Annotated in this window: 19 protein-coding genes and 1 tRNA gene; 16 read left to right on the plus strand and 4 right to left on the minus strand. The window is 41.2% G+C overall.

Annotation, left to right across the window (positions count from 1 at the left end; translation table 11 throughout):
* The first annotated feature begins 41 nt into the window (after window positions 1-41).
* The gene (scpB, locus tag CWB80_RS05350) at window positions 42-632 is read left to right on the plus strand and encodes an SMC-Scp complex subunit ScpB (RefSeq protein ID WP_138600084.1); all 591 of its coding nucleotides are present in this window, start codon (window positions 42-44) and stop codon (window positions 630-632) included.
* Window positions 629-1,501 (plus strand): 23S rRNA pseudouridine(2605) synthase RluB, encoded by an 873-nt coding sequence (rluB, locus tag CWB80_RS05355; protein ID WP_138600083.1) that lies wholly within the window; start codon window positions 629-631, stop codon window positions 1,499-1,501. The genes scpB and rluB overlap by 4 nt, the downstream gene beginning before the upstream one ends.
* 95 nt (window positions 1,502-1,596) lie before the next feature.
* On the opposite strand, the gene ald is transcribed toward rluB, so the two are convergent.
* A complete protein-coding gene (ald, locus tag CWB80_RS05360) occupies window positions 1,597-2,718 on the minus strand; it encodes an alanine dehydrogenase (protein ID WP_138600082.1) in 1,122 nt (373 codons plus the stop codon).
* 142 nt (window positions 2,719-2,860) lie between these two features.
* Between ald and lrp the strand changes: the two genes are divergently transcribed.
* The 9 genes from lrp (at window position 2,861) to CWB80_RS05405 (ending at window position 15,158) form a co-directional block, all read left to right on the plus strand.
* A complete protein-coding gene (lrp, locus tag CWB80_RS05365) occupies window positions 2,861-3,340 on the plus strand; it encodes a leucine-responsive transcriptional regulator Lrp (RefSeq protein ID WP_054552971.1) in 480 nt (159 codons plus the stop codon).
* A gap of 141 nt (window positions 3,341-3,481) precedes the next feature.
* A complete protein-coding gene (locus tag CWB80_RS05370; RefSeq protein ID WP_138600081.1) occupies window positions 3,482-5,974 on the plus strand; it encodes a DNA translocase FtsK in 2,493 nt (830 codons plus the stop codon).
* Window positions 5,974-6,600 (plus strand): outer membrane lipoprotein periplasmic chaperone LolA, encoded by a 627-nt coding sequence (gene lolA, locus CWB80_RS05375; protein WP_138600080.1) that lies wholly within the window; start codon window positions 5,974-5,976, stop codon window positions 6,598-6,600. The genes CWB80_RS05370 and lolA overlap by 1 nt, the downstream gene beginning before the upstream one ends.
* 3 nt (window positions 6,601-6,603) lie before the next feature.
* A complete protein-coding gene (locus CWB80_RS05380) occupies window positions 6,604-7,941 on the plus strand; it encodes a replication-associated recombination protein A (RefSeq protein ID WP_138600079.1) in 1,338 nt (445 codons plus the stop codon).
* Window positions 7,934-8,320: a fluoride efflux transporter CrcB gene (gene crcB, locus CWB80_RS05385; RefSeq protein ID WP_082389253.1), complete on the plus strand. Its 387-nt coding sequence runs from the start codon at window positions 7,934-7,936 to the stop codon at window positions 8,318-8,320. The genes CWB80_RS05380 and crcB overlap by 8 nt, the downstream gene beginning before the upstream one ends.
* A gap of 9 nt (window positions 8,321-8,329) precedes the next feature.
* On the plus strand, window positions 8,330-9,634 hold the full coding sequence (serS, locus tag CWB80_RS05390) for a serine--tRNA ligase (protein ID WP_054552975.1): 1,305 nt from the start codon (window positions 8,330-8,332) through the stop codon (window positions 9,632-9,634).
* A 175-nt stretch (window positions 9,635-9,809) separates the two neighbouring features.
* Window positions 9,810-11,354, plus strand: coding sequence for an arylsulfatase (locus CWB80_RS05395; RefSeq protein ID WP_138600078.1), 1,545 nt, complete (start codon window positions 9,810-9,812; stop codon window positions 11,352-11,354).
* A gap of 178 nt (window positions 11,355-11,532) precedes the next feature.
* Entirely contained in the window at window positions 11,533-12,855 is a 1,323-nt protein-coding gene (locus tag CWB80_RS05400) for an ABC1 kinase family protein (protein ID WP_138600077.1), read from the plus strand.
* Between the two features lie 503 nt (window positions 12,856-13,358).
* Complete coding sequence (locus tag CWB80_RS05405) at window positions 13,359-15,158, plus strand: anti-phage dCTP deaminase (RefSeq protein WP_138600076.1); 1,800 nt, start codon at window positions 13,359-13,361, stop codon at window positions 15,156-15,158.
* Between the two features lie 430 nt (window positions 15,159-15,588).
* Here CWB80_RS05405 and CWB80_RS05410 read toward each other — a convergent pair whose 3' ends face one another.
* The 3 genes from CWB80_RS05410 to CWB80_RS05420 form a co-directional block, all read right to left on the minus strand.
* A complete protein-coding gene (locus CWB80_RS05410; protein WP_138600075.1) occupies window positions 15,589-16,188 on the minus strand; it encodes a hypothetical protein in 600 nt (199 codons plus the stop codon).
* 189 nt (window positions 16,189-16,377) lie between these two features.
* A tRNA-Pro gene (locus CWB80_RS05415) sits at window positions 16,378-16,454 on the minus strand.
* 105 nt (window positions 16,455-16,559) lie between these two features.
* Window positions 16,560-17,177, minus strand: coding sequence for an arylesterase (locus CWB80_RS05420; protein ID WP_138600074.1), 618 nt, complete (start codon window positions 17,175-17,177; stop codon window positions 16,560-16,562).
* Between CWB80_RS05420 and CWB80_RS05425 the strand changes: the two genes are divergently transcribed.
* The 5 genes from CWB80_RS05425 (at window position 17,178) to ruvB (ending at window position 22,685) form a co-directional block, all read left to right on the plus strand.
* Window positions 17,178-17,897: an ABC transporter ATP-binding protein gene (locus tag CWB80_RS05425; RefSeq protein WP_054553007.1), complete on the plus strand. Its 720-nt coding sequence runs from the start codon at window positions 17,178-17,180 to the stop codon at window positions 17,895-17,897.
* Window positions 17,887-20,388: an ABC transporter permease gene (locus CWB80_RS05430; protein WP_054553008.1), complete on the plus strand. Its 2,502-nt coding sequence runs from the start codon at window positions 17,887-17,889 to the stop codon at window positions 20,386-20,388. Before CWB80_RS05425 ends, CWB80_RS05430 begins: the two co-directional genes overlap by 11 nt.
* Before the next feature lie 138 nt (window positions 20,389-20,526).
* Window positions 20,527-21,051, plus strand: coding sequence for a crossover junction endodeoxyribonuclease RuvC (ruvC, locus tag CWB80_RS05435; protein ID WP_054553009.1), 525 nt, complete (start codon window positions 20,527-20,529; stop codon window positions 21,049-21,051).
* Window position 21,052: 1 nt separating this feature from the next.
* A complete protein-coding gene (gene ruvA, locus CWB80_RS05440) occupies window positions 21,053-21,673 on the plus strand; it encodes a Holliday junction branch migration protein RuvA (RefSeq protein WP_054553010.1) in 621 nt (206 codons plus the stop codon).
* A 7-nt stretch (window positions 21,674-21,680) separates the two neighbouring features.
* Complete coding sequence (gene ruvB, locus CWB80_RS05445) at window positions 21,681-22,685, plus strand: Holliday junction branch migration DNA helicase RuvB (RefSeq protein WP_054553011.1); 1,005 nt, start codon at window positions 21,681-21,683, stop codon at window positions 22,683-22,685.
* The last annotated feature ends 153 nt before the right edge of the window (window positions 22,686-22,838 follow it).

The raw sequence follows: 22,838 nt of genomic DNA on the forward strand, positions 1-22,838 counted from the left end.
CATAATAGAGCGTTAGTGATTTAAAATGACCTTTAGTAGCAATGGCCACAAAACGTATCAGTGATGAACAGTTAGTCGAAATCATAGAAGCCGCGATTTTTGTTGCTGGAAAACCTGTGTCTAAACGTCATTTAAAAGAGACAGTATTAGCTGATTTAAGCGTATCTATGCCGCGCATTAATAATGCAATTGAACAAATTCAAACGCATTATCAAACCCGAGGCATTAAGCTTGTTGCAGTAGGCAGCGGTTACAGGTTTCAAGCCTGCGCTAGTTTAGCGCCTTGGCTGGCAAACTTATGGCAAGAGCGCGCACCTAAATACTCACGAGCACTACTAGAAACTTTATCCTTGATTGCCTATAGACAACCTATTACCCGTGGTGAAATTGAACAAGTACGGGGGGTTGCTGTTGGCTCAGGAATTATTAAAACCTTATTAGAAAGAGAGTGGGTTAGGGTTGTTGGCCATAAAGAGGTGCCCGGGCGCCCAGCGTTGTTTGCCACAACATCCGCTTTCTTAGATTATTTTTCATTAGCTGGTTTAGATGAATTACCGCCGTTACCTGAACTTCAGGAGAGTAAAATCAACCAGTTATTGAGCGATCCTTCTGTGAGAGAACTATCTGAATGAGTAATGTAGAAACTGAAAAGTTACAAAAAGTATTAGCCCGTGCTGGCGTGGGTTCACGTCGTGAAATGGAAAAATACATCGATGCCAACCGCGTGAGCGTGAATGGTAAAGTGGCTCGTTTAGGCGACCGCGTAGAAGCAACCGATGTAATTCGTGTTGACGGTCACGTAGTAAAAATTGAAGACAAAGCCGACCGTATTTGTCGTGTACTTATGTATAACAAACCAGAAGGCGAGTTATGTACACGTAAAGACCCTGAAGGCCGTCGTACGGTATTTGACCGTTTACCACGTGTTGATGGCGAACGCTGGATTGCAGTTGGCCGATTAGATATTAATACCGCAGGTTTAATGCTGTTTACTAACGACGGTGAACTTGCTAACCGTTTAATGCACCCAAGCTACGAAGTAGAGCGTGAGTACTCAGCTCGTGTGTTTGGTGAAGTGACTAACGAAACGCTACGCACTCTAACAAAAGGCGTTGAGCTTGAAGATGGTCCTGCGAAATTCTTAAACATCAAACCTATGGGTGGTGAAGGTATCAACCGTTGGTTCAATGTGACTTTAACAGAAGGTCGTAACCGCGAAGTACGTCGTTTATGGCAATCACAAGATGTTGAAGTATCGCGTCTTATCCGTATTCGTTACGGTAAGTTAGAGCTTGATAAGCGCTTGCCACAAGGTGGTTGGGCTGAACTTGATTTAGAGACGGTTAACTATTTACGCAAAACAGTACAACTAGGCCGCGAAACGCAAACTAAGCTGTCGGTTATTCCTGAAAAGCGTAAAGACAAACGTGCCAAAATCAACCAAATCCGTAAGGCGGTTAAAAAGCACAATCAACGCGCTAAACAAACTAAGCGTCGTTAATCAGAAATATAATTGTTTGCAGATAAACTAATTTATTTGCAAACAGGCATAAAAAAAGCAGCGATTTCGCTGCTTTTTTTGTTTCACAATGCTAATTAAGCATTTTCGACTGCTGTACGTGGGTCAACATATTCCATGTTGAAAGCTTCAGCTACTTCTTTATAAGTAATTTGGCCTTTGATTACGTTTAAGCCTTTTAAGAAGTTAGCATCGTCAAGAAGCGCTTTCTTATAACCTTTGTTAGCAAGGTTGATGATGAACGGTAATGTTGCATTGTTAAGTGCGAACGTAGAAGTACGTGGAACAGCACCTGGCATGTTAGCAACACAGTAGTGAACAACGTCATCAACAATGTAAGTAGGATCAGCGTGAGTTGTCGCTTTAGACGTTGCGATACAACCACCTTGGTCGATTGCAACGTCAACGATTGCAGAACCAGGCTTCATTGCTTTGATGTGCTCAGCTGTTACTAGTTTAGGCGCTGCTGCACCTGGGATTAGTACGCCACCGATCACAAGGTCAGCTTCTAATACGTGTTTTTCTAGTGCGTCAGCAGTAGAGTAGATAGCTTTAACTTTATTACCGAACTGTGCGTCTAATGCACGTAATACGTCGATGTTACGGTCAAGAACAACAACATCAGCACCTAGGCCAACAGCCATTTGCGCTGCGCTACGACCAACCATGCCGCCGCCGATAACAACAACTTTAGCTGGCTCAACACCTGGTACACCACCAAGTAACATACCACGGCCGTGGTTTGATTTTTCAAGCGCTTGTGCACCAGCTTGGATAGACATACGACCAGCAACTTCACTCATAGGAGCAAGAAGAGGTAAACCGCCACGTGAATCAGTTACTGTTTCGTAAGCGATACACACTGCGCCACTTTTAACTAGGTCTTCAGTTTGTGGAAGATCCGGTGCTAAGTGAAGGTAAGTAAATAGAATTTGGTCTTCGCGTAACATTGCACGCTCAACAGCTTGTGGCTCTTTTACTTTAACGATCATTTCAGCTTTAGCAAAAACGTCTGCTGCTGTAGGTAAAATTTCAGCACCAGCTGCAACATAATCTTCGTTAGTGAAGCCAATGCCCATACCAGCATCAGTTTCAACAAACACTTGGTGGCCATGGTTTACTAGTTCACGAACACTTGCAGGAACCATACCTACACGGTATTCATGGTTTTTGATTTCTTTAGGTACACCAATAATCATAGTTTTTCGCCTTAATAGAACGGGATAAAATTTTTGACTATTATATTCATGACCAGCCAGTGTGTCTCACCTTTTTTAAGTGGTATTCTAGTGATATAATCTAAAAATATATTTTAAACAGTGCAAAACTCTGGTTTGGCTTATGCATCAATTACTCGACAGAATAGACCGTAAAATTTTAATGGAATTACAGCTCGATGGTCGGATCTCTAACGTAGAGCTGGCAAGGCGTGTAGGATTAAGTGCCACCCCTTGTTTGGAACGGGTAAAAAAGCTCGAAAGAGAGGGCTATATACTCGGATATAAAGCAGTAGTGGATCCTGCTAAGCTTGGCCAAGGTTTGTCGGTTTATGTAGAAGTCACTATCACCAAAACCTCACCAGATGTTTTTGAAGAATTTAACGCTGCGGTTAAAAAGCACGACGAAATAATTGAATGCCATCTAGTGTCGGGTAATTTCGACTTTTTATTAAAAACGCGGGTAAATGATATGTCGGAATATCGAAATGTACTGGGTGATATTCTACTAAAACTACCAAATGTTAGTGAAAGCCGAACTTATGTGGTAATGGAAGAAGTAAAAGGTGAAGAAGGGGTCATTATTCGCCCATATATTGCCTAAACTGTTAAAATATACATTGAGTAACAAAAACTTGTTCATTATCAGTCCATCAAGGCTAAGATAAAGTGCATCAAACGGCATTTCCTGCTAAGGTATTTCACTGCTAATCGATCAGTAAAGAATAATAAGGAATAGGGAGCTATGCGCCTAAATGGTGTTCAAAGACTGTTAGAAACGGGGCTAATCATCAGCACCTTTGCTGCAGTATTTATTTTATGTGCATTAATCAGTTTTGATCCTGCGGACCCTTCATGGTCGCAAACCGGTGAATTTGTTAATGTTAAGAATATTACCGGCACAGCGGGAGCTTGGGTTGCAGATATCCTATTACTCACTTTTGGCTGGCTTGCTTATTTAGTGCCTGTTGCTATTCAATTGTTCGGTTATTTATTATTTAAACAACCACACCGTATTTTCCAGCTTGATTACACCACGCTTGCCTTACGTGTTATTGGTTTTGCGCTGTTTATTACTTCAGCAACTGCCATCAGCAGTATTAATTTTGATGATATTTATAACTTCTCATCTGGTGGGGTAGTGGGAGATGTTATTGCTACAGCAATGATGCCAACCTTTAATTTTACTGGCACCTCCATTTTACTACTGTGTTTTTTCTTTGCCGGTTTAACCCTATTAACCGGTATTTCGTGGGTGCAATTTGTCGATTTTGTCGGTAAGTGGGTAATGAAAGCATTTTACTTTTTACGTGAGCAATTTTCTGCTTGGTTACATCGTGAAAAAGAAGCTGTTAAAGATATCGCCACTACAGAGCCAGACGCTAACTTTGTAGAGCCAGAAAACGAGCCAGCAATTAGCTTTAATGACGATGATGTAGAAGCACCAAAGCCTACTAAGCCTAAGCAAAAGCCTGCTGAAAAAGCCGATGATGACTTTAAAGGCTTTGATGAACTAGACGATATTCTTGACCAAGAAATTGGTTTCAGTGCCCTTGATGATGAATCATTCGATACCGTATCGGCACTGAATGCGCTTGATCAGAGCCCAGTTGTTGAGCCAGAAAAACCTGTCACAACGGTTGTTTCGCCTGCGCGCCCAATGCCTAAGCCAAAACCTGCGTACCAGCCACCGCCAACGGCAAAAGAAAAGTTTGAAGCACTGCTTGAAGAGCAGCCACCTGCAAACCCGTTACCATCTCTTGATTTATTAGACCGCCCAGATAAAGCGAAAAACCCATTATCTCAAGAAGAGCTTGATGGTATTTCGCGTCTAGTTGAAACCAAACTACTTGATTTTAACATTCAAGCTGCGGTTGTGGGTGTGTACCCAGGTCCGGTTGTAACGCGCTTTGAGCTTGATTTAGCGCCGGGTATTAAAGTAGCTAAAATCACTGGCCTAGCGAAAGATTTAGCACGTTCACTGTCTGCTGTAAGCGTACGTGTGGTAGAAGTTATTCCGGGTAAAACCTATGTAGGTTTAGAGCTGCCTAACAAACACCGTGAAATTGTGCGCTTAAGTGAAGTTATTAACGCGCCTAAGTTCGAATCAAACCCATCACCACTGACTATGGTGTTAGGTAAAGACATTGCTGGCGAGCCGGTATGTGCTGACCTTGGCAAAATGCCACATTTACTTGTTGCGGGTACCACAGGTTCAGGTAAGTCAGTGGGCGTTAATGTAATGATATTAAGCTTACTGTACAAATCGGGCCCTGATGATGTTCGTATGATCATGATTGACCCGAAAATGCTTGAACTTTCTGTGTACGAAGGCATCCCACATTTATTATGTGAAGTTGTGACCGACATGAAAGAAGCAGCCAATGCATTGCGTTGGTGTGTAGGCGAAATGGAACGTCGTTATAAGCTGATGTCGGCACTTGGGGTGCGTAACTTAAAAGGTTACAACCAAAAAGTGTTGGATGCCAAAGAAGCGGGTCAACCGATTCTAGATCCACTGTTTAAAGACACCGACGGCATGGCCGATGGCCCTGAAGAGCTAGATAAACTGCCAAGTATTGTGGTGGTTATTGACGAATTTGCCGACATGATGATGATCGTGGGTAAAAAAGTGGAAGAGCTGATTGCACGTATCGCGCAAAAAGCCCGTGCTGCAGGTATTCACTTAGTGCTAGCAACACAACGCCCATCGGTTGATGTAATTACAGGTTTGATTAAAGCGAATATTCCAACCCGTATGGCGTTCCAAGTTTCAAGTAAAATTGACTCGCGTACCATTTTAGATCAGCAAGGCGCTGAAAACTTACTTGGTATGGGTGACATGCTTTACTTACCGCCGGGTACCAGTGTGCCAGTGCGTGTGCATGGTGCGTTTGTTGACGACCACGAAGTACATGCGGTTGTAGACGATTGGAAAAAACGTGGCAAACCAAATTATATTGATGAAATTTTAAGTGGCGATGCCACAGAAGAAATTTTACTACCAGGAGAAACCAGTGAAGACGGTGATGAAGAGTCAGATCCGCTTTACGATGAAGCAGTATCATTTGTCATTGAAACCGGCAAAGTGTCGGTATCGAGTGTACAGCGTAAGCTTCGTGTAGGTTATAACCGCGCAGCGCGCTTAGTTGAACAAATGGAAACATCAGGCATTGTTAGCGCACCAGGACATAACGGTGCCCGCGAAGTCTTAGTGCCAAATGGTGGAGCAAATTAATGAAAAAAATTAAATACCTAGCCCTAATTATGGGTTGTTTATTAAGCGGTCAAAGTTTTGCTGACGACAGCGAAGCGTTGCAACAACAACTGGCTGCGATTAAAAGTTTTAAAGCAGAGTTTTCACAGCAGGTTACCGATTCGCAAGGCGAAGCTATCATGCAAGGTGAGGGGAATATAGCCTTGCAGCAACCTATGATGATCCGCTGGCAGCAACAAAGTCCAGACGATACTTTATTTGTATCAAATGGCGACAAAACGTATTACTTCGACAGCTTTGCTGAGCAAGTAACGATTATGAATACCCACAGCCTGATTGATTCAACACCATTTGTATTGTTGACCTCAAAAGATCCAGAGCAGTGGGCAAAATACCAAGTTGTGGCAACTGATGCAGGTTTTAGCGTCACGCCAAACAAAGGCGTTGAGAGCCAAGTTGAAAAGTTAGACATTAGCTTTAACGCTCAAGAGCAAGGCCTAGCATCACTGACAGTATTAGATACCTCTGGTCAGCAGTCTTTATTTACCTTTAAAGAGGCTAAAGTGAACGAAGAACTTGCAACTCAAACCTTTGAATTTACCATTCCTGAAGGCGTTGAAGTTGACGACCAAAGCCAAGGTGATTAAGGCTTGAGTAATCTCGGATTTAATTTTGGTCCTGATGTGCGCCCACTTGCGGCGCGCATGCGACCCGAAACACTCAATGACTACATAGGTCAGCAGCACCTTTTAAGCCCCGATAAACCTCTTTACCAAGCGATTCTTGCAGGTCGATGCCACAGCCTCATTTTGTGGGGGCCGCCAGGCGTTGGTAAAACCACCTTAGCACAGATTATTGCAAACCATGCCGATGCCAGCCTTATTCAAATGTCGGCGGTCACAGCAGGTGTCAAAGATATTCGTGAGGCCGTAAGCGAAGCAAAAGCAAACCTTGCTGGTCGAGGGCAGCGCACCTTATTGTTTGTTGACGAAGTGCATCGCTTTAATAAATCTCAGCAAGATGCATTTTTACCGCATATTGAAGACGGTACTTTTATTTTTGTTGGCGCGACCACCGAAAACCCATCATTTGCACTTAATAACGCGATACTGTCTCGTGCTCGTGTATATGTTTTAAAAGCACTTGAGCAAACTGATTTATTTAACGTAATTGAGCGCGCCTTACGTGAAGACGTAGAGCTCAGCCAAAAAAATATAGATATTGCCGATAACGCTAAGCAAGCGCTTTGCCAAGCAAGTGATGGCGATGCGCGTAAAGTGCTTAACCTGTTAGAACAAGCGGTTGACTTAACCACTGAGCAGCAGGGCAAATACCTTGTTGATCAACATGTGTTAAGCCAAGTTTTACCAACTCACTTAGCCAAGTACGACAAAGGCGGCGATGAGTTCTACGACTTGATTTCAGCGTTTCATAAGTCAGTGCGAGGTAGTTCACCTGATGGCGCTTTATATTGGTATTGCCGTATTTTAGCTGGCGGCGGTGACCCACTTTATGTAGCTCGGCGTTTATTAGCGATTGCTACAGAAGATATCGGTAATGCCGACCCGCGAGCAATGGAAGTCGCACTCAATGCGTGGGATATTTTTCAACGCGTTGGCCCAAGTGAAGGTGAGCGCGCTATTGCACAAGCCACCATTTATTTAGCCAGTGCCCCGAAAAGTAACGCTGTGTATATGGCGTTTAATCAAGCAATGCAAGATGCTAAAAATGAGCCGAGCCACCCGGTGCCAGAGCATCTACGCAATGCACCAACCAGCTTAATGAAAGACTTAGGTTATGGCGCTGAATATCGGTATGCACACAATGAGGAAGGTGCATTTGCTGCAGGCGAAAAGTATTTCCCTGAGGCAATTAATGATCGCCAGTATTACTTCCCAACCGACCGCGGGCTTGAACAAAAAATAAAACAAAAGCTGGACTATTTAACTCAGCGTAACGAGCAAAGTGATATTAAACGTTATGAATAGTTTGAAACTTTACATGATGATTGCAATGGGTGGCGCTTCAGGGGCATGTTTACGCTATTTTCTTAGCGAAACCATGCTAAAACTGCTCGGTAGGGGATTCCCTTTTGGCACGTTGACAGTTAATATTCTTGGTTCATTGTTAATGGGCATTTTATACGGCTTGATTGAAAAAGAAATAATCGCTGTTAGCCCCGCTAAAACCTTAATTGGTATTGGCTTTTTAGGTGCATTGACCACCTTTTCAACATTCTCAATGGATTCGTTGTTGCTCTTGCAACAAGGTCACTTTTTTAAAATGGCCCTCAATATCACCTTAAACGTGGTGGTGTGTATATTTATGGCTTGGCTGGGCCTTCAGCTGGTAATGCAAAAAGGTTAAAAATCGAACATGTTAGATTCTAAATATTTACGTCAAGATATCGAACAAGCGGCTGCACGTTTAGCATCACGCGGTTACGAACTTGATACTGCAGCGGTAACTGCACTTGAAGAAAAACGCAAAACATTACAAGTAAAAACGCAAGAACTTCAAAGCGAGCGTAATGCAAGTTCCAAAGCTATCGGCCAAGCAAAAGCGAAAGGCGAGCACGAAAAAGCACAACAACTGCTTGATTCAGTCAGTAACCTTGGCGATCAACTAGACAGCGTAAAAGCAGAGCAAGACGCAGTACTTGAAGAGCTTAAGCAAATTGCACTTGCTATTCCAAATTTACCTGATGAGTCTGTTCCTGTAGGTGAAGACGAAGATCAAAACGTTGAAATTTCAACCTGGGGTACGCCTAAGTCATACGACTTTGAAGTAAAAGATCACGTTGATGTTGGTCAAGACGTAAACGGCCTAGACTTTGAAATGGGCGTTAAAATCAGTGGCGCGCGTTTCACTGTTATGCGTGGTCAAGTTGCACGTATGCACCGTGCTCTTACGCAGTTCATGCTTGATACGCACACAGAGCAAAACGGCTATACAGAAATGTATGTGCCTTACCTTGTTAATAGCGCAAGCTTATACGGCACAAGCCAATTACCTAAGTTTGCTGGTGACTTATTCCACACATTAGGTTTAGTGGATGACGACGGTCAGCAACAACCAGGTTTTAGCTTAATTCCTACAGCTGAAGTACCGCTTACGAACAGTGCTCGTGACGAAATTTACGACGAAAGCGACTTACCAATTCGTTTAACAGCGCATACGCCTTGTTTCCGTAGTGAAGCAGGCAGCTATGGCCGTGATACACGTGGTCTTATTCGTCAGCACCAATTCGACAAAGTTGAATTAGTACAACTAGTAAAACCAGAAGATTCAATGCAAGCGCTAGAAGAGCTAACAGGTCACGCTGAGCAAATCTTACAAGCATTAGAACTTCCATACCGTAAAGTGATTTTATGTACGGGTGATATGGGCTTTGGTGCAGCAAAAACTTATGATTTAGAAGTATGGTTACCTGCACAAAACACCTATCGTGAAATCTCATCATGTTCAAACATGGTTGATTTCCAAGCGCGTCGTATGCAAGCGCGTTTCCGTCGTCAAGGTGAGAAAAAGCCAGAGCTACTTCATACATTAAATGGTTCAGGTTTAGCAGTTGGTCGTACACTGGTAGCAATCTTAGAGAACTACCAACAAGCAGACGGCTCGATTGTTGTACCAGAAGTATTACGCCCTTACATGGGTGGCTTAGAAGTTATTAAATAACGTTTAAGTTAATAACGTTTTAAAAACCGTATTTTGATCAGAAAATACGGTTTTTTTATGCCTAGCATTAATAATAATTGCGGTACACAGTATTTTTAGTAGACTAAAAAAAGTACTACAAGTTTAAAAACTAAACTACATAGTATTTTATTAAAATACACGAAGGACTGCTGTTATGAAAAGACTACTCGCCGTAGCATCCGCTGCTTTATATTTAGCAAGCTCTGTCGCTTTTGCTAAAGACAAACCCAATATTCTAATTATATTCCCCGATGATGTTGGCTGGCAAAATGTAAGTGCTTATGGACTTGGTACCATGGGTTATAAAACGCCAAACATCGATAAACTCGCCCACGAAGGCGCAATGTTTACCGATCATTACGCGCAACCATCGTGTACTGCAGGGCGCGCTGCACTTATTACAGGCCAATATCCAATTCGTAGTGGCATGACTACAGTGGGACGACCTGGCGCAGAGCTTGGTTTAAAAGCTGGTTCTTATACCCTTGCAGAGGTATTAAAAGAGCAGGGTTATGCAACAGGGCAATTTGGTAAAAACCACTTAGGTGATCGCAACGAGCACTTACCAACCGTGCATGGCTTTGATGAGTTTTTCGGGAATTTATATCACTTAAATACTCAAGAAGAGTTTGAGCAACGAGACTACCCGAAAGATCCTGAATTCTTCAAAAAATATGGTACGCGAGGCGTTTTACATACTTACGCCACAAATGTAGATGACAAAACAGTTGATCCACGCTTTGGTAAAGTAGGTAAGCAAAAAATTAAAGATACTGGTCAGCTTTCTCGTGAGCGTATGAAAACCGTTGATAAAGAGTTTATGGACGCAAGCATAGACTTTATTAAACGAGCGAAAAAAGCAGACAAACCTTTCTTTGTTTGGTTTAACCCAAGCCGAATGCATATGTACACGCGTTTAAGTGATGAGAGCCGTTATTTAGCAGAAGAATACACCACAGAGCATGATTTATACGGCAGTGGTCTGATTGAACATGATCAACAAGTGGGCGAGTTAATGGCTGCACTAGATGATATGGGTGTGCTTGATAACACTATTGTTGTTTATTCTACAGATAATGGCCCAGAGCACAGTGCTCGATTACATGGTGGTACAACGCCTTTCCGTGGTGAGAAAATGACGACCTATGAAGGTGGTGTACGTGTGCCTATGATTGTTCGCTGGCCAGGTAAAGTACCTGCAAATACAGTATTAAACGGTATTCAATCGCACATGGATATTTACACAACCTTGGCTGCAGCAGCAGGTGAACCTAATATTGCTAAAAAAGCGCTGAAAGAGCATAAGCAACCGATTGACGGCGTAAATAACTTGAATTACTGGCTTGGCAAAACTGACCAAAGCGCCCGTGATCACTTTTTCTACTATTACGAATCAAGTATAAAAGCGATTCGCTACAAGCAATGGAAGCTGCACTTTGAAACGAGCGAAAATTATTATGCTCCTTATGAAAAGCAAAAGTTCCCAATTTTCTATAACATACGTATGGATCCGTTTGAAAGCTTTGATGGTTTAACCGACCGCTCAGACATAGTACAAGCTAAGCAATGGCTGAATGAGCCTGTGCAACATCTACTTGGCGAACACATAAAATCGCTATCAGAGTATCCACCACTGCAAAAAGCAGCAAGCTTCGACTTTAGCCAGCTAATGGAACAGTTGATGTCTGGAAAGCAGTAACTCTCAATAAAACAATTTATTGGCTTGTTAATTAAATAAATAGCCGCATCGGGAAGCAAATAAGCTAACCATGCGGCTTTTTGCTTTTGGCTAGAAGACAAGTGATAGTAAAGCTAAAGTCGATCTAAACTCGAACAACCAACGTATTCAAAGCATTAAGTTAATAGTGTGAAGTAATATGAGTGATAAACAAAAGTCTGTTCCAACATCACGCTTAGCAAGAGCGGCTCGGCTTGGTTCTTTAGCAGGTAAAGTTGCGAGTAATATGCTGTTTGAAGGCACAAAAGCATGGGCGACTGGCAAGCAAACATCACGACAAGAGTTATTGTTACAGCCAAAAAATATTCAGCGCTTTGCTGAGCAGCTAGCAAATCTTCGCGGGGCTGCAATGAAATTGGGGCAACTGTTATCCATGGATAGTGGCGAATTACTTACTCCTGAGCTGTCAGCAATTTTAGCAAGGCTACGTTCAGAAGCGACGCCCATGCCACAAAAGCAGCTAGTTAAAGTAATGCGAGAGCATTGGGGCGATGCGTGGTTAGAGCAATTATCGCACTTTGAACTTAGACCATTTGCTGCGGCATCAATAGGGCAAGTGCATATTGCTTATCGAGAATCGGGCGAAAAGTTAGCAGTTAAAGTGCAATACCCAGGTATTGCAAAAGGCATCGCCAGTGATGTTGAAAACTTAGCTTACTTTCTGAAGCTCAGTGGCTTATTACCTAAAAAGGTAGAAATACAGCCTCTTATCGATGAAGCAAAACAGCAGCTTATAAACGAAGCTGACTACGAGTTAGAAGCTAATTATTTAAAACGCTACAGCGAGTGTTTAAAGGGTGATGACAATTACCTTATTCCAAATGTGGTTGATTCGCTTAGTTCTTCTCAAGTTTTAGTCATGAGTTTTGTTGAAGGGCATGAGCTAGATGAACTGGCAAGTAAAGAGCAAGCTTTACGTAATAAAGCGGTTGAACAGTTACTCAGCCTATTTTTACATGAATTATTTAGCTTTAAACTAGTTCAAACTGATCCAAACTTTGCCAATTATCAGTATCAAATCGACAATCAACGCTTAGTGCTTTTAGACTTTGGCGCCACCCGCGAACTACCTCAGCATATTAGTGATGGCTACTTACAGTTATTATCTGCTGCGATTAATAACGACAGAGTAGATGTGGCTACAGCTGCACAGCACATTGGCTATTTTCAAAAAGGGCTTGCTCAAGAATATATAGATAATGTCGTCGATATATTTCTGCTCGCCTGCGAGCCACTGCGCCACCAAGGTGAGTATGATTTTGCGAATAGCGACTTACCAAAACGTATCAAAGAACTCGGCCTTAAAATGAGCACCGCCTCAGAGCATTGGCACGCACCACCAGTAGATGCCTTGTTCGTTCACAGAAAGCTAGCAGGCCTGTTTTTAATCGCTGCAAAGCTAGGCGCAAAAGTGAATGTGAACAGTATTTTTAAGGAGTTTGAAGTACAGAGTGATAAATAATTGAAAGGGAGTTTGTGTGAAGAAAAATGGGGTCAATCAGAGCAAAATTAACGGAGTCAGTACTAAATAACATTCCTTGAGAAATTACTAAAATAAACGACACTGAATTCTTAGGTTTCAATCTGAATATTGGTAAGCCAATTAATGATAGAGAACATTCCATGCATCAATAGTGGTCATGGAGAACAGCCAATTGTTCGTCATTCACTTTAAGAGCAGTAAATCACAAACAAAAAGAGCTGTGTGTTCCAAAGTTTGTACTTTATGACTTACGAATAACTATGGCTAAATGCTTAGTTGATGATATTGGCGCTTACCCGATTGTGGTTGAGAAGATTCTTATCCACTAGTTGAAGGGATGTAAAAGGTTTATAACTTACAGGAGTATATGGATAAAAGAAGAGCTGTATTGACTAAGTGGGCAAAGAAAGTATTGTAAATAGCTTATTGTCATTTATGATTATTACGACTTCTATAACATATGTAATGTAAGCAAGGGAAAAATGAGTAAACAAAATACTGTTTCTTCGGCATTGAAGACTGTTTTAAAAGAGTCAAGTGACTTTATCATTATCGGATTAACTGGTCGAACTGGCTCAGGATGTTCGACATGCGCAAAGCTATTGAGTGGAGACAAGTTACCTCTACCATCCCCTTTAGACTCTCACTTCAAGGGTAATGAAGCTAGGAAATATAAAATAGTAAAGAAGTATATTGATAAAACATGGAGTAAGTTTGAATGGCTACAAGTTAGGTGTGTATTAAGCCGTTTTGTATTGGAATTGAATTATTCTGAGTTCTGTAAATTAGTATCTGACATAGTCAAAATTGATAGGCAAGAAGTTAAAACTAAGCTAGAAGACTTTCGAGAAACATATGGGGAGTATCATGAAAAGTTAGTAGCCTTTCTTGGTGAAACAGAGGAAGATAAAAAGACTCATGCTTACAATATTTACTTCAAAATGCTACCTGAATTTTCGCAAAAGTTGAAGGCCAGCTTAGGCAACTTAAGTATAAGTGCATATACAACGTTATATCAAAAAGTTGGCGATAATGTTCGTTCTTCGGGTAGAGCTGATAGGGCTGAATTTGATCCCGAAAAGGTTTTCAAGTTTCCCAAGACTATAAATAAAGTAATAAAGGCGGCAAGACATAAAGCCACTACTGAGTCTAGGCCATGTTACATTGTTATTGATGCTATAAGGAACCCTTATGAGGCTATGTACCTAAGAGAAAGGTATGCCGATTTTTATCTAATGTCAGTAAACACTAGTAATGAAAATCGCCTTAAGCATTTGCGAGAAAGCCATAAGTTTAGTGATCAACAGATTACTGAATTGGATAAAAAAGAGTATCCGAAAAAATTAGCTGGGCACAACAAGTTTATATCTCAAAACATTCAAAAATGTATAGAAAATGCGGATATTCATATTAATAACCCTAGGGCTGATAATTTTGAAAGTAGTGAGTTGGCAAGTCAGCTAGCATGGTATGTATCACTTATGATGCACCCAGGGTTAATTATGCCAACGTCAGTTGAAAATTGTATGCAAATAGCTTTTAGCGTAAAAAAAAGCTCCGGTTGTATTTCTAGACAAGTTGGTGCGGCTGTTACAGATGAGCATTACTCGATCAAATCAGTTGGCTGGAATAATACAGCCCAAGGGCAAGTTCCATGCATTTTAAGAAGTGCCGAAGATTTGATCAATGGTGCTGATAAAAATGCCTATAGTGAATACGAAAAAAATGATAAAAACTTTAGGGAAAAAATTGAATTTAAATACATAGATGTAATTAATGATGCGGACAAAGAAGGCATGAATCCATCTTTTTGTTTTAAAGATATTCAAAATGAAATTGAAGGTGAAAAAAATCAAGTTCACACACGATCACTTCATGCTGAAGAAAATGCGTTTCTACAAATATCTAAGTACGGCGGACAAAAAGTAAAGGGTGGTTTTTTATTTACAACAGCGAGCCCTTGCGAGTTATGTGCTAAAAAAGCTTCACAGCTAGGTATTTCAAAAATTTACTTTATTGACCCGTACCCTGGTATTGCCACTACTCATATTTTAAAATCAGGTGATAATCAACCTGACCTTGAATTGTTTCGAGGAGCAGTAGGAACCGCATTCCATAGGTTATATCAGCCTATAATGCCTTACAAAGATGAGCTTGAAATGGCTTATACCCTCCCTAAACATGAAAATAAAAAAGATTCAAGGATTAGGCAACTTGAATCTGAAGTCACTAAGTTAAAACTTGAGTTGGAGAGCTTAAAGGCCAATCAAGAATCGAGATAGACTTTAGTTATCTCTGGTCTAAAATGTCCCATCTCTTGTGAAACGGTCTATAGGCCGTTTCATACTTTAACCTTAAACCTTATATCAACCATTCTTTTGTGGGCATAGCTATGCATTAAACCATATGCGCCTTTAGAAAACAGTAAAGCTCGATTAGAGGCTTTAGAAATCGAGTTTGACCACTATCCGCAATTGTCGTTTGGAGTAATGATTTAATAAATTAAGCAGCATTCAAAATTTAAGAATACTTCATTGACTTGACTGTTAATACTTGGCTATGTTGAAGATATTCAGTTAGTAATTACTAATTTTTAGATGACTCTAATGGAGTTAAAGACAAGACTCCCATTTTATTGGATGTTTAAATTATTGTTGCTAGTGAAACTGCACAAATTGATTTACACAATGTTAATTACCTAATATTACACAATTACAATGTGTAATGAAGATTTTCAATACTTGATTGAATTCCTATAGGGTGGAAAAGCTTTTTACCTTTAGGGAAAGTAGCGTAAACTTCTTCAATATCAAGTATAAAACCAATATTTTGTTCTCTGTTTGATAAAACTTTTCCTAAGTATAAACTTGCTATAAACAGACCAGCTAGTGCTTGTAACACGTTACCTAAATTCGCTTTATTAAAATGCTCTCTGCGTTCATGTTTTAAGCAGTTATAGTCACTCCACCATGGAGGAGACTTGCCTTCGTTAAAATCTTCCCATGGGATAAATTGCAACTCGAACTCGAAAGATTGTACTTTTTCAGTTATCAGCCCTTTTTGATTTTCAACTACATAATCACGATAAATCGCTATGTTTGCTTCTTTAGATTTTTTAGAGGGGCAAATACTACATATTTCTTTGAGAACGACTTCTACCTCTGCACAAATAGCGAAATAGAGCTTAGCTAGTTCAATGGAATATGTTTTAAAGTTATCACTAGTGAAGTGAATGTAACGCGACATTGCATATACATCTGATTCTAGCGAAAGATAATAACGCCAATGTAGATTTTGTTTCATTGATTCCATTCAACTTAGCCTTTTAGGCTAATTGCTCCACTTATCGATGACTGGTTACATGTCTTATTAATGTTAATATTTTAACTCGAAAAATACCTTTTGATGTTTAATTACATCAAGGTAGAAGAGAACATACTTTAAAAAGTAAACTTACAGGAAAGTAAATTCAAGTAACTTATTGAATAGAGTGTAGAAAAATGGTCGGCATAGCAGGATTTGAACCTGCGACCCCTGACACCCCATGACAGTGCGCTACCAAGCTGCGCTATATGCCGACGTTGCAAGCCATAGTACGGCTTTTTTTATAAAAATCAATATCTCCGCTGTTCGATTGCTTGTTAATTGTTCAGGCAATCGGTATTAAATCAATGGACTAGAGGTTAATCTAGCCAATCGTTGATCGTATTGTACATAAAGTCGCGTATTAATGGTTGAGCATCGGCATTAGGGTGCAAGTTATCGTTTTGCATAAGTTCTGGACGGCCTGCAATACTAAGCATGAAAAAGGGCATGAGCTCAGAATCTGTTTCATCGGCAATGGTTTTAAAGCTATCGGTGAAAAGTTTGGTATAACGCGGGCCATAGTTTGGTGGAATTTGTACTTCCATTATGGCGGTTTTCGCCCCAATTTTTTGGCTTTTTGCAATTAAATCACGTAAGTTAGCTTGCAGGCGTTTAATAGGGAAACCTCGTAAACCATCGTTTCCGCCAAGCTCAATGAGTACATGAGTGGGTTCAAATTCGCTCAGTAACGCGTCGAGTCGCCTTAGAGCACCGCCTGTGGTTTCACCGCTAATACTGGCGTTTACTAGGTATACAGATTGGTCTTTTTCATCGTACTTATCTTGTAACAATTTAACCCAGCCTTGCTCTTGTTTAAGACCGTAAGCGGCGCTTAAACTGTCACCTAAAATTAAAATTGTGTTGTCAGCTGCTGCCGTAAGTGGTTTGATTACTAACAGTAAAACGAATATAAAACGTAGGATTGGATGCATCATATGTCAGCGCTTTCTCAATTAAACATCATTCAAGTTAAAGGACTTTCTAAAACGGTCACCACGGTTGAGGGCGACCTGACCATCCTCAGTGACATCAGCTTTAATGTCAAGTCGGGCGACTCAGTTGCTGTAGTAGGCACCTCAGGTTCGGGTAAGTCTACTTTATTGAGTTTATTGGCCGGCCTTGACCAATCTACCGGTGGTAGTATCCATTTAGATGGAGCCGCATTACACGAATTAGATGAAGAAGCACGCGCAGCACTTCGCGCTGAAAAAGTAGGTTTTGTATTTCAGTCTTTTATGCTTGTACAAAGCTTAACAGCCCTTGAAAACGTAATGCTTCCCGCTGAACTTGCAGGAAGCAAAGACGCTAAACAACAAGCCCTAGAGCTACTTGAAAAAGTAGGCTTAAGCCATCGTGTGGGTCATTACCCATCGCAATTATCTGGTGGTGAGCAGCAACGTGTAGCAATTGCTCGTGCATTTATAGGCACACCGAAAATCTTATTTGCCGATGAACCATCAGCAAACCTTGATAGCAAAAACGGTAAATTAATTGAGTCTTTATTATTTGAACTAAATAAAGAGCACGGCACGACACTTATTTTAGTAACCCATGATGAGCAGCTTGCACAAAAGTGCCAGCAAATTTTACATATTGAAGCAGGGCAGCTAGTAACTGTTAAAGAAAACGAAGGAGTGCAAGCGAATGTGGGCTAAATTAGCACTAAAACTGTTTTCACGTGAGTTTAAGCGTGGCGAATTAACAGTGATCAGTGCAGCAATAGCCTTAGCTGTTCTCACTGTTTTAACACTGTCTATGGTTACCGACCGAATTGGTCAAAGTATTGAAGAAAAAAGCAGTGCCTTTATTGCCGCTGATCGCGTTTTAGCAAGTAACCATACTTTACCTGCTGAGTTTTTAGAACAAGCCAACCAAGAAAACTTACGCACCGCAAAAATAACCTACTTCGATACCATGTTATTTGCCGGTGACGAAATGCAGCTTGGCTCGGTTAAAGCGGTATCAAACACTTATCCGTTAAAAGGTGAGTTAAAAGTAAAAACCAGCCTGACTGGCCAACCAGAAGTAACAACCGAGATCCCAAGCCGTGGTGAAGTATGGTTAAGTGAATCGGTGTTTTATGCGCTGAATATTAAAGTGGGCGATAAAGTAGAGCTTGGCGCAGCTACGTTTACGGCTAGTCATGTTGTAGCTGAAGAGCCAGATGCGCCGTTTAATGTGTTTTCGAGCAGCCAGCGGATCTTGATCAATGAAGCAGACATTGCTGTAACCGAGGTAATTCAGCCGGGCAGCCGGGTGTTTTACCGCCAACTTTATGCTGGCGACAAAGACAACTTAGATACCTTTTATGCTTGGTTAAAACCACAAATGAAAGAAAACCAGCGTTGGTATGGTGTTAAAGATCGCCAGTCACCTATTTCTAATAGTTTAAATCGTGCCGAAAGCTATTTATTGCTAGCTGGTTTACTTGGGATTATTTTAGCTGCCGTTGCTATTGCGGTATCGGCAAAACGTTATTGTGAGCGTCAGTACGACCCAGTTGCTATGATGAAAACGCTTGGCGGTAGCCGCGCTATGATCCGTAAAATCTATTTATTACATTTGAGCCTTGTATGTTCAATGTCGGTGATAGTCGGTTTACTGATTGGTTATGGTTTACAAGCGATTGCCACTGATTATTTAGCACAAACCATGGGTTCAGCACTGCCAAGTGCATCGGCAAAACCTTGGATCATTGCGATTAGCACGGGTGTGATTTGTGCGGTTATGTTTTCAATTAAACCGCTACTCGATTTATTTGATATTCCGCCGCTCCGTGTGCTTCGCCGTAACTTAGGCGACCGTTTATTAGTAAGTAAAGTGCACCTTACTATGTCGGCGCTTACTGTGTTTTTACTGATGTGGTTATTTAGTAACAACCTCAAAATTAGTGCAATTTTATTCCTTTCGACGGCATTTTTAATTGCGGTGTTATTTGGTTTATCAAAGGTTATTTTTGGTGGTGGCCGCAAACTTGGTTTAAGCCCGGGCAACAGTTGGTCATTGGCGATTGCGTCAATTCAAAAGCGTGCCAATGTGAATGCGGTACAATTAATTAGCTTTGCTTTGGCTATCAAGCTATTACTGTTTTTAATTGTACTTAAGAACGACATGATTTCGGATTGGCAGTCGCAGCTTCCTGAAAATGCCCCTAATTCATTTTTAGTGAACATTACTGAGCAAGAGTTAGAGCCTATTACTAGCTTCTTAGCGCAAAACGATATGCCAACGTCTGATTTCTATCCGGTTGTTCGTGGCCGTGTAAATGCCGTAAATGGTGAGTTGGTTGCCCGCGAAGTATCGCAAGAAGACAACGAAAAGAAAGACGAAGAAGCCCGCTCTGGTATTGGCCGTGAGTTAAACCTAACTTGGCGTAAAGACTTACCAAATCAAAACGAGCTTATCGACGGTACATGGTTTAGTGAAGACTCAGTAGCCGAGGCATCGGTCGAAGAGTCGATGCTTGAGCGCCTTGATGTAAAAATAGGCGATACGCTTACTTTCTTAATTGGCGCGCAGTCGTTTGACGCAAAAATTACCAGTGTACGTAAGGTTAATTGGACCACGCTTAAACCTAACTTCTTTATTATTTTAAGCCCTGATGTGCTAGCGAGTTTCCCGGCTACTTATATTTCTTCAGTGAATGTAAAAGCAGAGAAAAAACGTGAGTTTAATGAGCTAATGCGTCAATACCCAACGGTTAACGTGATAGATGTTGAAAGCTTCATTAAACAAATTCGCTCAACCATAGAGCAAGTATCGTTAGCGATTGGCTTTGTACTAGCGATTGTGGTTGCCTGTGGCGCTTTAGTACTTATTTCACAAGTACAAGCAAGTTTGGGTGAGCGAATGCAAGAGATTGTTATTTTGCGAACTTTAGGTGCGAAAGGGCGCTTAATTAAAAATGCCACCTTATATGAGTTTTTATTATTAGGCGTTACTGCAGGTTTAGTCGCTGCCATTGTCAGTGACATCGCTCTGTTAATAGTGCAAAAACAAATGTTCGATTTAGCAGGTAAGTTCCACCCTCATATTTGGGTTATTGGCCCAGCAGTCGGGGGCTTATTTGTGGCATGTTTAGGTTATTTGATGATAGCCCGCACAATGCGAAAAAATACCCAAGGCTTATTACGCTCGCTCGCGTAAATGTCTTAATTAAAGGTTGACTATAAAATGCTCGCAATTGCGGGCATTTTTTATGAATTGCAATTGGTTACTGGTAATTTATACAGTGCTCTGGCATTATTAACCGCAGATAATAATGATAATAGACGAGTCAGTTAGTTGGCGATTATTTTAGGGATTGATCCTGGTTCACGATTAACAGGGTACGGCGTGATTGCTCACCAAGGGGCTAAGTTCACTTATTTAGGCAGTGGCTGCATTAAATTGGCCGATCACGATTTTCCGATACGCTTAAAAATGATTTACCAAGGGATCAGTCAATTGGTAGAGCAATTCTCACCAGATAGTTTTGCTATCGAAAAAGTGTTTATGGCACACAACCCAGACTCAGCGCTTAAACTCGGTCAAGCACGTGGCGCTGCTATCGTTGGTGCTTCAATGGCAGAGCTGCCAGTTTATGAATATTCAGCTAGGCAAATTAAGCAGGCCGTTGTAGGCAATGGCGGAGCCGATAAGTCTCAAGTACAGCATATGGTTAAAAACATTTTAAAGCTGCCAGGTACCCCTCAAGCCGATGCCGCAGATGCTTTAGCAATTGCTATTTGTCATGCACACTCAGAACAAAATTTAATAAAACTTGCGGGCAGTGCGAGCAAAACCGTAAGAGGACGATTAAGGAAGTAATATGATTGGTCGATTAAATGGCTTACTTGTTGAAAAGCAGCCACCAGAAATTCTTATCGAAGTAAGTGGTGTAGGCTACGAAGTGCAAATGCCCATGACTTGCTTTTATGATTTACCGGCAGTGGGTGAGCAAGCGATTATTTATACCCATTTTGTGGTACGTGAAGATGCCCAGCTATTATTTGGCTTTAACAACAAAACCGAACGCGCTTTATTTAGAGAGCTTTTAAAAGCTAATGGTGTAGGGCCAAAGCTTGGTCTAGCTATTTTATCGGGTATGTCGGCGCAGCAATTTGTAAGCTGTGTAAACAATGAAGATGCGACCACATTGGTCAAACTGCCGGGCGTTGGTAAAAAAACGGCTGAGCGTTTAGTGCTCGAAATGAAAGACCGGCTTAAAAATTGGGGTAATGACTTATTTACACCATTTAGCGATAATGCCGTCATTGAGCCATCAAGTGATGATACCCTAGTGGCAAATAATGCTGCTGATGATGCTGTATCAGCACTTGTGGCATTAGGCTATAAGCTACCGCAAGCACAAAAAGCGGTTAAAACAGTGAACAAACCAGATATGACGACTGAGGTTCTAATTAAAGAAGCTCTAAAATCAATGTTGTGAGTAAACCATGATTGAAGCAGATCGCTTAATAGATGCGAGTGAACAAAGTAACGAAGACAGTGTTGATCGTGCCATACGACCAAAACTGTTAACCGATTACACAGGCCAGCCGCATGTTAAGCAGCAAATGGAAATTTTTATTGAGGCTGCTCGCCATCGTGGCGAAGCGCTGGATCACTTATTAATATTTGGTCCACCGGGTCTTGGTAAAACCACACTTGCAAACATTGTTGCCAACGAGCTTAACGTTAATATTAAAACAACGTCGGGGCCAGTGCTTGAAAAAGCAGGGGATTTAGCCGCACTTTTAACGAACCTTGAAGAAGGTGACGTACTGTTTATTGACGAAATTCACCGTTTGAGCCCGCAAGTCGAAGAGATTTTGTATCCAGCAATGGAAGATTATCAGCTGGATATCATGATAGGTGAAGGCCCTGCAGCACGTTCAATAAAGCTTGATTTACCGCCATTTACTTTAATTGGCGCAACAACGCGTGCTGGCTCACTCACCTCACCACTTAGAGACCGTTTTGGCATCGTACAGCGATTAGAATTTTATTCGGTTGAAGACTTATCAAAAATTGTTGCCCGTTCAGCAAGCTTTTTAGACTTAACCATGTGTGATGAAGGTGCAACAGAAATCGCCAAGCGTTCACGCGGTACACCGCGCATAGCAAACCGTTTATTACGCCGCGTTCGTGATTACACCCAAGTGAAATCAGACGGTAAAGTGAATGCCACAGTTGCAGAGCAAGCCCTCGATATGATTGATGTTGATAAAAGCGGTTTTGACTACATGGATAGAAAATACCTGTTAGCTATTATCGAAAAATTTATGGGCGGCCCCGTTGGCCTTGATAACCTAGCGGCTGCAATTGGTGAAGAAAAAGAAACCATTGAAGATGTAATAGAGCCATTTTTAATTCAACAAGGCTTTATACAACGCACCCCACGCGGACGACTTGTTTCAGACATCGCTTATTTACATTTTGGGCTAACTCCAGAAAAATAACTAAAAACCCCGCGAAGCGGGGTTTTTAGTAGTTAGATTTCAGAAGTTAGATATCAGTTGATCGAGAGGGTGGTTTTATTTTTGTTTAATTAAACAAAAAGCTTGCTATAGATGATATTAGTTTTACTTTGTTCTAACCACTAACCACTAACC

Origin of the sequence: Pseudoalteromonas sp. S1650 (genome assembly GCF_005887195.1) — a bacterium.
In the GTDB taxonomy this organism is placed as follows: domain Bacteria; phylum Pseudomonadota; class Gammaproteobacteria; order Enterobacterales; family Alteromonadaceae; genus Pseudoalteromonas; species Pseudoalteromonas simplex.